Annotated in this window: 9 protein-coding genes and 1 other RNA gene; 7 read left to right on the forward strand and 3 right to left on the reverse strand. The window is 64.1% G+C overall.

Going from position 1 to position 13,383, the window contains the following annotated elements; all coding sequences use genetic code 11:
* Positions 1 to 473: 473 nt before the first annotated feature.
* Both ubiD and ffs read left to right on the forward strand, forming a co-directional pair.
* Positions 474 to 1,958, forward strand: a complete 1,485-nt coding sequence (gene ubiD, locus O3301_RS28110) for a 4-hydroxy-3-polyprenylbenzoate decarboxylase (protein ID WP_071650179.1) — start codon at positions 474 to 476, stop codon at positions 1,956 to 1,958.
* Positions 1,959 to 2,040: 82 nt separating this feature from the next.
* An RNA gene (gene ffs, locus O3301_RS28115) (signal recognition particle sRNA small type) lies at positions 2,041 to 2,139 on the forward strand.
* 28 nt (positions 2,140 to 2,167) lie between these two features.
* Here ffs and O3301_RS28120 read toward each other — a convergent pair.
* Complete coding sequence (locus tag O3301_RS28120) at positions 2,168 to 2,320, reverse strand: hypothetical protein (protein ID WP_161789605.1); 153 nt, start codon at positions 2,318 to 2,320, stop codon at positions 2,168 to 2,170.
* Between the two features lie 56 nt (positions 2,321 to 2,376).
* On the opposite strand from O3301_RS28120, the gene dnaX reads away from it, so the two are divergent.
* From dnaX to O3301_RS28145, 5 genes are read left to right on the forward strand one after another with little or no spacing between them, the layout of a single operon-like run.
* Entirely contained in the window at positions 2,377 to 4,677 is a 2,301-nt protein-coding gene (gene dnaX, locus O3301_RS28125) for a DNA polymerase III subunit gamma/tau (protein ID WP_305058096.1), read from the forward strand.
* 41 nt (positions 4,678 to 4,718) lie between these two features.
* Entirely contained in the window at positions 4,719 to 5,045 is a 327-nt protein-coding gene (locus O3301_RS28130; protein WP_034759121.1) for a YbaB/EbfC family nucleoid-associated protein, read from the forward strand.
* Positions 5,046 to 5,092: 47 nt separating this feature from the next.
* Positions 5,093 to 5,683, forward strand: coding sequence for a recombination mediator RecR (recR, locus tag O3301_RS28135; protein WP_034786598.1), 591 nt, complete (start codon positions 5,093 to 5,095; stop codon positions 5,681 to 5,683).
* 7 nt (positions 5,684 to 5,690) lie between these two features.
* Positions 5,691 to 6,911 (forward strand): CaiB/BaiF CoA-transferase family protein, encoded by a 1,221-nt coding sequence (locus O3301_RS28140; RefSeq protein ID WP_305058097.1) that lies wholly within the window; start codon positions 5,691 to 5,693, stop codon positions 6,909 to 6,911.
* Between the two features lie 33 nt (positions 6,912 to 6,944).
* Positions 6,945 to 8,087, forward strand: coding sequence for an esterase-like activity of phytase family protein (locus tag O3301_RS28145; protein WP_305058098.1), 1,143 nt, complete (start codon positions 6,945 to 6,947; stop codon positions 8,085 to 8,087).
* On the opposite strand, the gene O3301_RS28150 is transcribed toward O3301_RS28145, so the two are convergent.
* Entirely contained in the window at positions 8,056 to 10,215 is a 2,160-nt protein-coding gene (locus tag O3301_RS28150) for a bifunctional diguanylate cyclase/phosphodiesterase (protein ID WP_305058099.1), read from the reverse strand. The two genes, O3301_RS28145 and O3301_RS28150, sit on opposite strands and share 32 nt — an antisense overlap.
* A 1-nt stretch (position 10,216) precedes the next feature.
* On the reverse strand, positions 10,217 to 13,075 hold the full coding sequence (locus tag O3301_RS28155; protein ID WP_305058100.1) for a response regulator: 2,859 nt from the start codon (positions 13,073 to 13,075) through the stop codon (positions 10,217 to 10,219).
* Positions 13,076 to 13,383: the final 308 nt, after the last annotated feature.

Below are 13,383 nucleotides of genomic sequence, written 5' to 3' on the forward strand. Positions count from 1 at the left end.
CCCCGAAATGTCGCGTCAACAGGCAGTCCCTCCGCGGTCTCGCGGTGTTGTGGGTACTGCCAATGCCGTGCATCAGAAATATCATCGTTTCCGCCGCGTATGGATGCGTGCGAGAAACGCCGTCATTGCTTGCTTGAGCTGATCGGTCCCGTTTTTGGTATTGGATCAGTCGCAATACAACTTTTACCGGGGGTAAGGCAGACGCCTTTTGAAAACACTCCTTAAAATGTCATGTGGAGCCCCGACTCCGTGAATGAAAGAGAAACGCTAAAATCAAGCTCTGGGCCGGCGTGCTCTTTCAAGTTGGGCGAATTGTAGAAGCCGTTTTATATCAAGTCAATACTAACGAATCGTTTCTTTATTACTTTTATGTCTTACTTTTTGACTTGCATTGTGCCAAAAGCCAATAAAATCAATTACTTGGCATAGATCCTTCAGCAACGGCGTCCGACGTCAAAAAAAATTAAAAACACATGAAATATTCAGATTTGCGAGATTTTATTTCTCAACTGCAACAAATGGGTGAACTTAAGCCCATTTCGACCCCCATTTCACCGATTTTGGAGATGACGGAAGTTTGCGACCGCACCTTGCGCGCAGGCGGACCGGCCTTGCTGTTCAACAATCCGACGGGATACGACATGCCGGTGCTGGGCAATCTGTTCGGCACCACGCGCCGCGTGGCGCTGGGCATGGGCGCGGAAGACGTCAGCGAGTTGCGCAAGATCGGCCATGTGCTGGCGCGGCTGAAGGAGCCGGAACCGCCGAAGGATTTCAAGGACTTGCTGGGACTCGGTTCCCTGGTGAAATCCGTGTGGGACATGTCGCCGAAGGAGTTGCGCGGCGCGAAATGCCAGGAAATCGTCTGGGAAGGCAACGACGTGGACCTGGCGCGCCTGCCGATCCAGCATTGCTGGCCCGGCGACGTCGCTCCCCTGATCACGTGGGGCCTGGTGATCACCAAGGGCCCCAACAAGAAGCGGCAAAACCTGGGCATTTACCGCCAGCAAGTGCTGGGGCGTAATAAAGTCATCATGCGCTGGCTGGCGCACCGGGGCGGGGCGCTGGACTTCCGCGAGCACGCGATCCAGAGCAAGGGCAAGCCGTATCCGATCGCCGTCGCGCTGGGCGCCGATCCCGCTACTATATTAGGGGCCGTCACGCCGGTGCCGGACAGCCTGTCCGAATACCAGTTCGCCGGCTTGCTGCGCGGCAGCCGCACGGAGCTGGTGAAAGCCATCGGCAGCGAGCTGCGCGTGCCGGCGTCCGCCGAAATCGTGCTCGAAGGCCATATCTACCCGGACGAAAATCATCCGAGCGGCTATGAGCACGCGCTGGAAGGGCCGTATGGCGACCACACGGGCTACTATAATGAGCAGGACAGTTTCCCCGTGTTTACCATCGACCGCATCACCATGCGCCGCGACCCGATCTACCACTCCACGTATACAGGCAAACCGCCGGACGAGCCGGCCGTGCTGGGCCTGGCCCTGAATGAAGTGTTCGTGCCCCTGCTGCAAAAGCAGTTCAGCGAAATCACCGACTTCTATCTGCCGCCCGAAGGCTGCAGCTACCGCATGGCCGTGGTGCAGATCAAGAAACAGTACGCGGGCCACGCCAAGCGCGTGATGTTCGGCGTGTGGAGCTTCCTGCGCCAGTTCATGTATACCAAGTTCATCGTGGTGGTCGATGAAGACGTGAATATCCGCGACTGGAAAGAGGTCATCTGGGCCATCACGACGCGGGTCGACCCCATCCGCGACACGACCCTGGTCGACAACACGCCCATCGATTACCTGGACTTCGCCTCGCCGGTCAGCGGCCTGGGCAGCAAGATGGGCATCGATGCGACGAATAAATGGCCGGGCGAAACGACGCGCGAATGGGGCACGACGATCGCCATGACGCCGGAAGTGAAGGCGAAGGTGGATGGCATCTGGCAAGAGCTGGGCTTGTAATACGCTCAGCCGCTTGCTTGCGGGGAAGGGCGGTTTGTGCCTCAACTTCCCCATTCCCCGCAGACCGGTTATAATTGTCCCCGGCGGGCCCCTGCGCATCGTGGCATGGCTAACCTGGTCAGGTCGGGAACGAAGCAGCCACGGCTATTAACCATGAGTGCCGCAGATCAGGCTCGCCTCCTTCGGGAATGTTTTATCAGGATCGACAATCAAGCTGCCATGGGCAGCTTTTTTGCTTTTACGGCGCCATTTTCTTGCCGACCCGCAGCATTGCCGGGCTTGCCGTGTTTTCCATATTTCCAGCTGGCCATGTTATACAATTGCTGCTTTGCCGCGTTTGCCATTTTGAATGGCCCGGCCATGAGGCTTGCGCCCGCCGCGCAGGATCACCCGCAAAATCGCATGGTAAAATCTCAGCATGTCCTATCAAGTCCTCGCCCGTAAATACCGCCCCAAGAATTTCGAGACGCTCGTCGGCCAGGAGCACGTCGTGCGCGCGCTCACGCATGCCTTGCACAGCGGCCGATTGCATCACGCCTACCTGTTCACGGGCACGCGCGGCGTCGGCAAGACGACCCTGTCGCGCATCCTGGCCAAGTCGCTCAATTGCATCGGCCCCGATGGCACGGGCGGCATCACGGCCCAGCCGTGCGGCGTGTGCGAAGCGTGCACGGCGATCGACGCGGGACGCTTTGTCGACTATATAGAGATGGATGCGGCGTCGAACCGCGGCGTCGATGAAATGGCGCAGCTGCTGGAACAAGCCGTGTATGCGCCAAGCAATGCCCGCTTCAAGGTCTATATGATCGATGAGGTGCACATGCTGACGAACCACGCGTTCAATTCCATGCTGAAGACGCTGGAAGAGCCGCCCGAGCACGTCAAGTTCATCCTGGCCACGACGGACCCGCAAAAGATACCCGTGACCGTGCTGTCGCGCTGCCTGCAGTTCAATCTCAAGCAGATGCCGCCCGGCCACATCATCAGCCACCTGGACAATATCCTGGGACAGGAAGGCATCGCCTTCGAACAGCCGGCCTTGCGCCTGCTGGCCCAGGGCGCCCACGGTTCCATGCGCGACGCGCTGTCGCTGACGGACCAGGCCATCGCCTATGCGGCCGGCGAAGTCACGTTAGATGCCGTGCAAGGCATGCTGGGCGCGCTCGACCAGTCGTACCTGGTGCGCCTGCTCGACGCGCTGGCGCAGCAGGATGGTGCCGATTTGCTGGCCGTGGCCGACGAGATGGCCTCGCGCAGCCTGTCCTACAACGGCGCCCTGCAGGATTTGGGCACTTTATTGCACCGCATTGCGCTGGCGCAAACCGTGCCGGCCGCCTTGCCGCAGGATCTGCCTGAATACGCGGATATCGTGCGCCTGGCTGGCGCATTTGACGCGGAAGAAGTGCAGCTGTTTTACCAGATCGCCGTGCATGGCCGCAATGAACTGGGCCTGGCGCCCGATGAATATGCGGGCTTTACCATGACCCTGCTGCGCATGCTGGCCTTTCGGCCCGGCATAGGCGGCGCCGATGGCGTGCCGGCCGCCGCACCAGCGGCCGCGCCGGGTAACCGTCCCGCCGCCGTCGCGGCCGCGCGCGCCGCCGCTGGCGCATCCGCCCCGGCAGCCCGCGCCGCCACGAACAGCGTGGCCAGCCATGCCGCCGTGACCCCGCCCGCCGTCGTGGCCGCCGCTGCCGCCAGCATGGCGCGCAGCGAAGCGCCGCCGCCGCGCGCGGCTGCTCCGGCACCGGCGCCTGTCGCCGCCCCGGCGCCGCCACCAGCGGCTGCTCCTGCCGCAGCCGCCCCGGCCGCATCGGGCGCCCCGATCAGCTCCGCCCGCGCCGCCATCAATGCGGCGCTGGAAGCGGCCCGCGCCGCCTCGAAAGGCCGTCCCGGCAGCGCGCCGTCGGCTCCATCGTCGGCGCCCAAGCCGGCTGCACCCGCACCGGAGCCGGTCTCCGCGGCGCCAGCCCCGGCCGCACCCGTCCAGGCCGCGCCACCGCCGCCGCCCGCCGCCGCAAAAGCGCCTGCGCCGTGGGACGATGCGCCCCCAGTTGCCGTGATGGAAGCACCGGCGGCCGCCGCGGCGCCTGTGCAGCAGGCGCGTCCTGCCGCGCCGCCGCCAGCGCAGCCGGATGACGACTTGCCGCCGTGGGTCACCGAATTTTCCGACGACAGCGCGTCCGCCGCCGTGTCGGCACCCGCCGCGCCGAGCAGCGAGCAGCCGGCCGTCGTCATGCCGCAGCGTGCCGCCAAGCAAGCCGCGCCCAGCGGGCCGTATGTGATCACGCCCGTGCCGGGCCTGGACTGGGACGGCAACTGGCCGGCCGTCGCCGCCGTGCTGCCCTTGCGCGGCGTGGCCCAGCAGCTGGCCGTGCAGGCCGAGCTGATCGAATGCCTGCACGACGGCCACAGCACCACGTTCCGCCTGCGCGTGCCCATCGACACGTGGCGCAGTCCCGCCAACGTGGAAAAACTGGCGGCCGCGCTCACCGAACGCTTCGGCCGCAAGGTCGCGGTCGATACGGAACTGGGCGCCGTCTGGTACACGGCCAGCGCGGAAGCGCAGGCACACCGCGAGGCGTGCCAGCTGCAAGCGGAAGCAACCATCGCCAGCGATCCCTTCGTGCTCGACATGAAGCGTGTATTCGACGCTTTTGTTGTGCCGGGAACAATTACCCCTGCACCGGCCGGCTCCGCCGCGCCGACCCTGCATTGATGATTAACACACTCACAAACTGAATTGAACGGAGCATTCTCATGATGAAAAATCAACTGGCTGGCCTGATGAAGCAGGCGCAAGCAATGCAAGACAACATGAAAAAGGCCCAGGAACAACTGGCGCTGGTGGAAGTGGAAGGTCAGTCCGGCGCCGGCCTCGTGAAAATCGTCATGACGTGCAAGAACGACGTCAAGCGCGTGTCCATCGACCCGTCGCTGCTGGCCGACGACAAGGACATGCTGGAAGACCTGGTGGCCGCCGCCTTCAACGACGCTGTGCGCAAGGCGGAAGCGACGTCCGCGGAAAAAATGGCAGGCTTGACTGGCGGCATGAACTTGCCAGCCGGCTTCAAAATGCCATTCTGATGCACTGCCGCATGCGCTCGATCCATGGCACGGGGCAAGGTTGATCCATGTCCAAGTCGCTTGAATTCCTGACCGAGGCGCTGCGGCGCCTGCCCGGCGTCGGCCCCAAGTCGGCGCAGCGGATGGCATTTCATTTGTTGCAGCACGATAGGGAAGGCGCGGCCATGCTGTCGCGCGCCCTGTTCCAGGCCGTCGATGCCGTGCATCACTGCGGCCTGTGCAATACGTTTACCGAACACGAAGTGTGCGAGACCTGTCTCGACGAAGAGCGCGACAAGCGCTTGCTGTGCGTGGTGGAAACGCCCGCCGACCAGCTGATGATCGAGCAGACGCTCACCTACAAGGGCCTGTATTTCGTCCTCATGGGGAGATTGTCTCCGCTGGATGGCATCGGCCCGAAAGATATCCACTTGGAAAAATTGCTGAACCGCGCCAACGATGGCGTGGTCGGCGAAGTGGTGCTGGCCACCAATTTCACGAATGAAGGCGAAGCGACGGCCCACTACATCAGCGAAATGCTGAAGGCGCGGGGCTTGCGCGTGAGCCGTCTGGCCCGCGGCGTGCCCGTGGGCGGCGAACTGGAATACGTCGACGCGGGCACCATCGCCCGCGCGATGCTCGACCGCAGGGCAACCTGACTACAACATGACAGAATCCTCCGCGACCACTGGTCCACTGCAAGGCATTAAAGTGCTGGAACTGGGCACCCTGATCGCGGGGCCGTTCTGTGCCCGCATGCTGGCCGAATTCGGCGCCGACGTGATCAAGATCGAGTCGCCCGATGGCGGCGACCCCATCCGAACCTGGCGCGTGCTGAAGGACGGCACCTCGCTGTGGTGGTCGGTGCAGGCGCGCAACAAGAAAAGTTTAACGCTGAACCTGAAAACGCCAGAGGGCCGCGCCATCGCGCGCCAGCTGGCCCTGGAAGCGGACATCATCATCGAGAATTACCGCCCCGGCGTGCTGGAAAAGTGGGATCTCGGCTACGAGCAGCTCAAGAAAGAGAAACCGTCCCTCATCATGGTGCGCCTGTCCGGCTTTGGCCAGACGGGGCCGATGAAGGACTTGCCTGGCTTCGGCGCCATCGGCGAATCCATGGGCGGCTTGCGCTATGTGTCCGGCTTTGCCGACCGTCCGCCCGTGCGCGTGGGCGTGTCCATCGGCGACTCCGTGGCGGCCTTGCACGGCGTGATCGGCGCCATGATGGCGCTGCGCCACCGCGACGTGACGGGTGGCCGGGATGGCGGCGAAGGGCAGATGGTCGACGTGGCCCTGTACGAATCCGTGTTCAACCTGATGGAGTCGCTGGTGCCCGAATACGACCAGGCGGGCGTGGTGCGCGAGCGCACGGGCGGTTCCCTGCCCGGCATCGTGCCCTCGAATACCTACACGACGGGCGACGGCGAAAACATCGTCATCGCAGGCAATGGCGACGCCATCTTCAAGCGGCTGATGCTGGCCATGGGCCGCATCGACATGGCGGGCGACCCGCAACTGGCGCGCAACGACGGCCGGGTGGCGCGCACGCAGGAAATCGACGACGCCATCGGCGCCTGGTGCGCCACGCACACGATAGACAGCGCGCTGGCCGTGTTGAAGGCGGCCGACGTGCCCGCCGGGAAGATTTACTCCGTGCGCGACATGCTGAGCGACCCGCAATTCCTCGCCCGCGACATGTTCGAACAACACCATTTCGCCGACGGCACGCCCGTCAAATTGCCCGCCATCAGCCCGAAACTGTCCGCCACGCCGGGCAAGACGCAGTGGCTGGGGCCCACCCTGGGCCAGCACAACGACGAGGTGCTGGCGTCGCTCGGCTATGATGCGGCCGCCATCGCGCGGCTCAAGACCGATGGCGTGGTGTAAGCCACGCTCCCGCTGACTCCTTTGATACCGATCATGCCTCAATTGTTCCGCAGCGCGCGCACCGCGCTTGCCCTGGCGTCCGCCGCCGTTCTTCTCTCCGCTTGCGCCAGCTTCTCCCACGACGCACCGATCGCGGGCTTGCGCCTGATCGGCGAACAGCGCATCGCCTTGAAATACCCGTTCGAGGGCACGACGGTGGGCGGCCTGTCCGGCATCGATTACGATGCGGCCAATAACAGCTGGGTGATGGAAAGCGATGACCGCTCGGAAATCAATCCGGCCCGCTTCTACCGCGCCGCGCTCGACTACGACAGCCGCGCATTTGCCGGTGTGACCTTCAACAGCGTGCATTTCTTCACGCAGCCCGACGGCAGCCGCTATCCTAACCTGGCCCATGCAAGGCTGGAGCAGGGCGACCAGGTGCCCGACATCGAAACCATCCGCGTCGACCCCCAGGACGGCAGCCTGTGGTACGGCAGCGAAGGCAACCGCAAGGTGGGTTTGCACCCGTTCGTGCGCCACGCCGATAGCGGCGGCCACTACCTGGCCACCTTGCCCACGCCCGCCATGTTCAACGTGGCGAAGGATGAAACGGGATCGCGCAACAACATGAGCTTTGAAGCGCTGTCGTTTGCCAGCGATGGCAAGAGCCTGTGGCTGGGCATGGAAGCGGCGCTGTACCAGGATGGCCCGCTGGCCACGCCCGATAACGGCTCCGTGGTGCGCATCACGCGCCTGGACCGCGCGGGCACCGTGCTGGGCCAGTACGCGTATCCGATCGAGCCGGTGGCCTCGCGGCCCGCGCCGGGGAAGGAAGCGGACAATGGCGTGTCGGAAATCCTCGCCGTCAACGATCACCAGGTGCTGGTGGTGGAGCGGGCCGGCGTGGAACACGCCGACGGCATCTACACGAATCACGTGCGCATCTACGAAATGGATACGCAGGGCGCCACCGATATCCAGGCCATCCCGGCCCTGGTGGGCGCGGTATACGTGCCGGCGCGCAAGCGATTGCTGCTGGACCTGGAAAAGATCGGCTTGCCGCGGGTCGACAATATCGAAGGCATCAGCTGGGGCCCGCGCCTGGAAAACGGCCGCCGCAGCCTGGTGATGATTTCCGACGATAATTTCAACGCCCAGCAAGTCACGCAAATCCTTGCCTTCGAAGTGCTCTAGTTTCCACGCTGGCCAGCTGGCCCCGTTGCCTGGCCAGCATGGCCGTGATCGTGTCGTGCGGCGACGGGTGGCCTAAAAAATATCCCTGCGCCATGTCGCAGCCGTATTCTTCCAGCATCAGCAGCTGTTCGTCCGTTTCCACGCCCTCGGCCACCACCACCATTTTCAAGCCATGCGCCATGGCGATGATGGCGCGCGTGATGGCCGCGTTTTCCGTATCCTGCGGCAAGCCGGCGATAAAACTCTTGTCGATTTTCAAGGCCCGCACGTCGAAGCGTTTCAGGTAATTCATGGACGAATAGCCCGTGCCGAAGTCGTCGATGGACAGGTACACGCCGATGCCGCGCAATTGTTCCAGGGTCACCATGGTGGCGCGCGCATCGTCCATCAACGTTCCCTCCGTCAATTCCAGCTCCAGCAGGCGCGCATCCAGGCCCGTGTCGGCCAGGACCGACAGCACGATCTGCATCAGGTTTTCATCCTTGAATTGCTTGGCCGACAGGTTGACGGCCATGCGGATGGCGCGCCCGCCGTCGCTTTGCCACGCCTTGGCCTGGTTGCACGCCGTGCGCAGCACCCATTCGCCGATGGGCACGATCAACCCCGTCTCTTCGGCCAGCGGGATGAATTCCGTGGGCGAGATGATGCCCCGTTCGGGATGGCGCCAGCGCACCAGCGCTTCCACGCCGACGATCTGCGTGCTGGGCACGTCGATCTGCGGCTGGTACAGCAAGTACAGCTCGTTGTTTTGCAAGGCCTTGCGCAGCCCCACTTCCATCTTGACGTGGCTCATGATTTCCATCGTCAGCGAAGAGCTGTACAGCTTGGCGTTGTTCTTGCCGCAGTTCTTCGCGTGGTACATGGCCGTGTCCGCATATTTCAATAGCGAGTTGCAATCCTCGCCATCTTCCGGATACAGCGAAATGCCGATGCTGGCCGTGACAAAAATTTCATGTCCTTCGATCATGAAGGGCCGGCGCATGGCTTCCTTGACGCGGTGCGCCACGTTGAGCGCGTCTTCCACCCGCTCCAGGTCGGGAATCAGGATCGTGAATTCGTCGCCGCCCAGGCGCGCCAGGTTGTTGCCGCCGAAGGTGGTTTCAAACTCGTGTTCGGCGCGCAGCACCAGATCGCTGGGGCGGATGGTTTCGCGCAGGCGCTCGGACACCACCTTGAGCAAATGGTCGCCCACGTCGTGGCCCAGGGTGTCGTTGATGCGCTTGAAGGCGTCCAGGTCCATGAACAGCACGGCGAATTTCTTGTCGTGCTCTTTCGAGCGCAGCAGTTCGCGCTCCAGGGTTTCCAGGAACGCTTGCCGGTTGGGGATGCCCGTCAGGCTGTCGCAATACGCGAGGCGGCGGATCTGTTCTTCCGTGCGCTTGCGTTCGCTGATGTCGCGCACCAGGCCCAGCACCTCGTCGGCCCCCGTCGCCACCAGGCGCGCCTCGAAATGGCGCGTGCTGTCTTCGTGCGTGAGCGTGTAGTCGACCGAGCCGATATGCTGCGTGGCCAGCACGGCGTGCGCCTTGTCGAGCAGGCGCGCGGCGATCTCGGGCGGCAGCACGTCGCGGATATGGCTGCCCACGCAGTCGCTGAGGGAAAATCCCGCGCTGGCGTCGTGGCCCTGTTCGTAGTCGAGATAAAAGCCTTCGCGGTTCAGGCGGAAGAAGGTGTCGGGGATGGCGGCCAGCACGGCGCGGTTGTGCGCGTCGGCGATGCGCAGGCGGGCGATGGCGTCGCTGGCGCGCAGCACGTACAGCACGCGGTGGCCGAGGATGGGCCAGTTGATGGGTTTGGAAATGAAATCCGTGGCGCCCACCTCGTACGCGCGCGTGACGGCTTCCAGCTCGTCGCCGCCCGTGACCATGATGATGGGCACCGTGCCGCCCACTTCCTGGTGGCGGATTTCGCGGCACACGGCAAAGCCGTCCATGGCCGGCATGTCGACGTCGAGCATGACCAGGTCCGGCCCGCTGTGCTTGTAGCTGGCCAACGCCTGCACGCCGTCCTCGGCCTCGATCACGTCCAGGCCCACCTGCGTGAGCATTTGCCGCATCAGCAGGCGCATCACGGGATCGTCGTCGGCCACCAGCACCAGGCCGCGGGGAGGGGAGAGGGGCGCTGTCATGTCAGTGTTCCTTCACGAGGATGGCGTTCAGCGATTCGCGTACGGCCAGGAAGGCTTGCTGCATCTGCTGCAGAAGGGGAGTCGCGCCCTCGGTGCTGCCGGCGCGGCCCAGTTTTTCCATTTCCTTGCACAGCTGCGCCAGGCCGTCGGCGCCCACGTTGGCGCTGCCCGACTTGAGGCTGTGCGCCACCTTGCGCAGCGCTTCCGCATCCGCTTTCGCGATGGCTTCGCGCATGGCGCCCAGCTGGCGCGGCGTCTCGCCGGTAAACGCGAGGATGACCCGTTCGAGCAGCGCATCGCCATCCGTGCCGGACAGCGCGCGGATGTTTTCCAGCGCCTGCCGGTTCAGCGGCGGGGCCGATGCCGGGGATGCAGGCGCCGGCGGCGTCGCCACGGGCGGCGGCTCGGCAGGCGCCTCCTGCGGCGCTTCGCTGTGGTGCACGGTGGCCGCGCGCGGCAGGGTGATCCAGCGGGCGATCGTGTGGCCCAGGTCTTGCTGCGTAAAAGGTTTGCTCAGGTAGTCGTCCATGCCGGCCGCCAGGCACGCTTCGCGGTCGCCCTGCAGCGCATTGGCCGTGATGGCGACGATGGGCAGCACGCGCGCGTGGCCGCAGTGCTGTTCATGGCGGCGGATTTCCGCCGTGGCGGCAAAGCCATCCATCACGGGCATCTGGCAATCCATCAGGATCAGATCGAAATCCTCGGCTTGCGCCGCCTGCAGGGCTTCTTCGCCGTTGCGCGCGCAGACGACATCGAGGCCCAGGCTGTCGAGCATGGCCAGCGCCACTTCCACGTTGACGGGATTGTCCTCGGCCAGCAGCACGCGGCGGCGTTGGCGCCGGCCCACCTGGCGCGCCGTGTGCGGCGGATGGATGCGCAGGCTGTCGCTGGCGCGCGGCGGCGTGACGATGCAGTCGAACAGGTCGCATTCGCGGGCCGGCTTGATCAGCTGGTAGGCCACGCCCGCCTCGCGCCGCTGCACGGGGTCGGCCGCCGCCTGTTCCGTGCTCAGCAGCAAAAGCTTGAGGTCGGCCAGCAGCGGGTCGCTCTTGATGTTGGCGGCCAGGGCCAGGCCGCTGGTGCGCGGCAATTCCATGTCGAGCAGGGCCACGGCATACGGCGTGCCCGCCTGGGCGGCCGCGCGCAGCTTGCCCAGGCAGTCGCTGGCCGTGCCGGCGCTGTCGCTGACGATGTGCCAGCTGGCCAGTTGCCGCTCCAGCACGGCGCGCGTGGCGGGTGTGTGGTCGACGATCAAGGCGCGTAACCCTCGCGTGGTTTTCAGGTTGAAGGACGGGTCGTCGCTGTCGACCCGCCGCTTATCGAAATTTACTTCGAACCAGAAGATCGAGCCTTGCGTTAAAGCATTATCAACGCCGATAGTGCCGCCCATCAGCTCCACCAGCTGTTTCGAGATCGTCAGGCCCAGGCCCGTGCCGCCGTGCTTGCGCGTGGTCGAGCCGTCCGCCTGCGAAAACGATTCGAAGATGCGCGTCTGCGCTTCGTTCGACACGCCGATGCCCGTGTCGTGCACCTCGAAGCGCAAGCCCACGCTGGGCGCGTCTTCGCTGCACACGGTCACTTTCACGGTGACCTTGCCCGTTTCCGTGAACTTGATGGCGTTGCCCAGCAGGTTGACGATGATCTGGCGCAAACGGTTCGGATCGCCGCAGATGGCGATCGGGATGTCGTAGGCGATGTCGAATTCCAGGCTGATGTTTTTCGCTTCCGCCTGCGGCGCGAACACGTGTTCTATATCGTCGAGCAATTCGCGGAAATTGAAGCGGATGTATTCGACGCTCAGCTTGCCCGCCTCGATCTTGGAAAAGTCGAGGATGTCGTTGATGATCACCAGCAAATTCTGTCCCGAGCGCTGCACCATGCTCGTGTAGTGGCGCTGCTGCGGGCTCAAAGGGCTGGCCAGCAGCAGTTCCGTCATGCCCAGCACGCCATTCATCGGCGTGCGGATTTCATGGCTCATGGTGGCGAGGAAGGCGCTCTTCGCCTGGCTGGCCGCCTCGGCCGCATCCTTGGCCTTTTCCAGCTGCGCCGTGCGCACGCCCACCTGGCGCTCCAGCTGGTCGCGGTAATTGGCCAGGGTGCTGTCGCGGCTGTCGATCTGCGCCAGCATGTCGTTGAAACTGTCGATCAGCACGCCCAGCTCGTCGCTGCGCTGGTGCGCGATGCGGTGGCTGTAGGTCTGGCTGCTCGACACTTTCTGCGCCGTATCGATCAGCTTGGTGATCGGTTCGGCGATCACGCTCTTGAAGCGCCGCGCGAGGAATACGGCGACCAGGAAGGACAGCACGGTGGCGCCGCCGATGGCGCTCACGTGGCGGCCGATGTCGCGCCACATGTGGTTCAGGTCCGCCTCGATCAGCACGGCGCCGATGATCTGTTGCGGCTCGCCCGGCCGGTAGACGGGGCGGTACAGGCGCATGGCGGGCGCCAGGGTCGTGCCCGAGCCTTGCGTGACGGGCTGCACGGCCATGTCGGCCAGCAAGGCCGGGTCCATGTCTTCCGGCGCCGGCAGGCCGTCCGCATGCTGCGGCGCGCGGTACAGGGCGAACAGGCGCCCGCCCTTGTCGAACAGGGCCGCCTGGGCCACCTCGTTGCGCGCGGACAAAGCCGCCAGCACCTGTTCCGCCTGCCCCTGCGCCGATTTTCCCGCCAGCAAAGGCACGGCGCCGGCCGCGCCGATCACGCCCGCCAGCGACAGCAGTTGCTTGCCTTCATCATTTTTGTGGCTGAGCACGGACGTCAGCGCAAACGCCACGAACACCAGCAGCAGCGCGCAGCCCGACGACAGTACCGAGATCATGGTCAGCTTCTGGCTGATGCTGGAGCGTTGGAAATTGAACATGCGTCGCTGCTTCCCCGGTCGCCCGTTGACTGTTATTTAATTCCTATTGGAAAAATATAGACGCGAAGACACACCCTGATATTGATGTGGGTCTAATGGAAGAAAGGGGAGGGGAACTTATAAGAGAGGAAATGAAAAGGGCAGTCTCACAAGACCGCCCTCAAATTATTGCTTAGCAACAACACCTGACTCAGCCGTAGCGAGCGGAAGGGAGAGGTGGCCGAGAAGCGCAACCGTACTTTGTACGGGGCCGCCGAGGCGGTGAGCATCGCAAGCCGCCTATGCCGACGCGCAGTAGGCTGGGTCAG

The organism is Janthinobacterium sp. SUN211, from assembly GCF_030587315.1.
Classification (GTDB): Bacteria; Pseudomonadota; Gammaproteobacteria; order Burkholderiales; family Burkholderiaceae_D; genus Janthinobacterium; species Janthinobacterium kumbetense.

What these genes read in the sequence shown, in the direction of transcription:
- O3301_RS28140 (WP_305058097.1), top strand. Translation starts at nt 5,691, where the DNA reads ATGACAGAATCCTCCGCGACCACTGGTCCACTGCAAGGCATTAAAGTG.
- O3301_RS28155 (WP_305058100.1), bottom strand. Translation starts at nt 13,075, where the DNA reads ATGTTCAATTTCCAACGCTCCAGCATCAGCCAGAAGCTGACCATGATC.
- dnaX (WP_305058096.1), top strand. Translation starts at nt 2,377, where the DNA reads ATGTCCTATCAAGTCCTCGCCCGTAAATACCGCCCCAAGAATTTCGAG.
- O3301_RS28150 (WP_305058099.1), bottom strand. Translation starts at nt 10,215, where the DNA reads ATGACAGCGCCCCTCTCCCCTCCCCGCGGCCTGGTGCTGGTGGCCGAC.
- O3301_RS28120 (WP_161789605.1), bottom strand. Translation starts at nt 2,320, where the DNA reads ATGGCCGGGCCATTCAAAATGGCAAACGCGGCAAAGCAGCAATTGTAT.
- recR (WP_034786598.1), top strand. Translation starts at nt 5,093, where the DNA reads ATGTCCAAGTCGCTTGAATTCCTGACCGAGGCGCTGCGGCGCCTGCCC.
- O3301_RS28145 (WP_305058098.1), top strand. Translation starts at nt 6,945, where the DNA reads ATGCCTCAATTGTTCCGCAGCGCGCGCACCGCGCTTGCCCTGGCGTCC.
- ubiD (WP_071650179.1), top strand. Translation starts at nt 474, where the DNA reads ATGAAATATTCAGATTTGCGAGATTTTATTTCTCAACTGCAACAAATG.
- O3301_RS28130 (WP_034759121.1), top strand. Translation starts at nt 4,719, where the DNA reads ATGATGAAAAATCAACTGGCTGGCCTGATGAAGCAGGCGCAAGCAATG.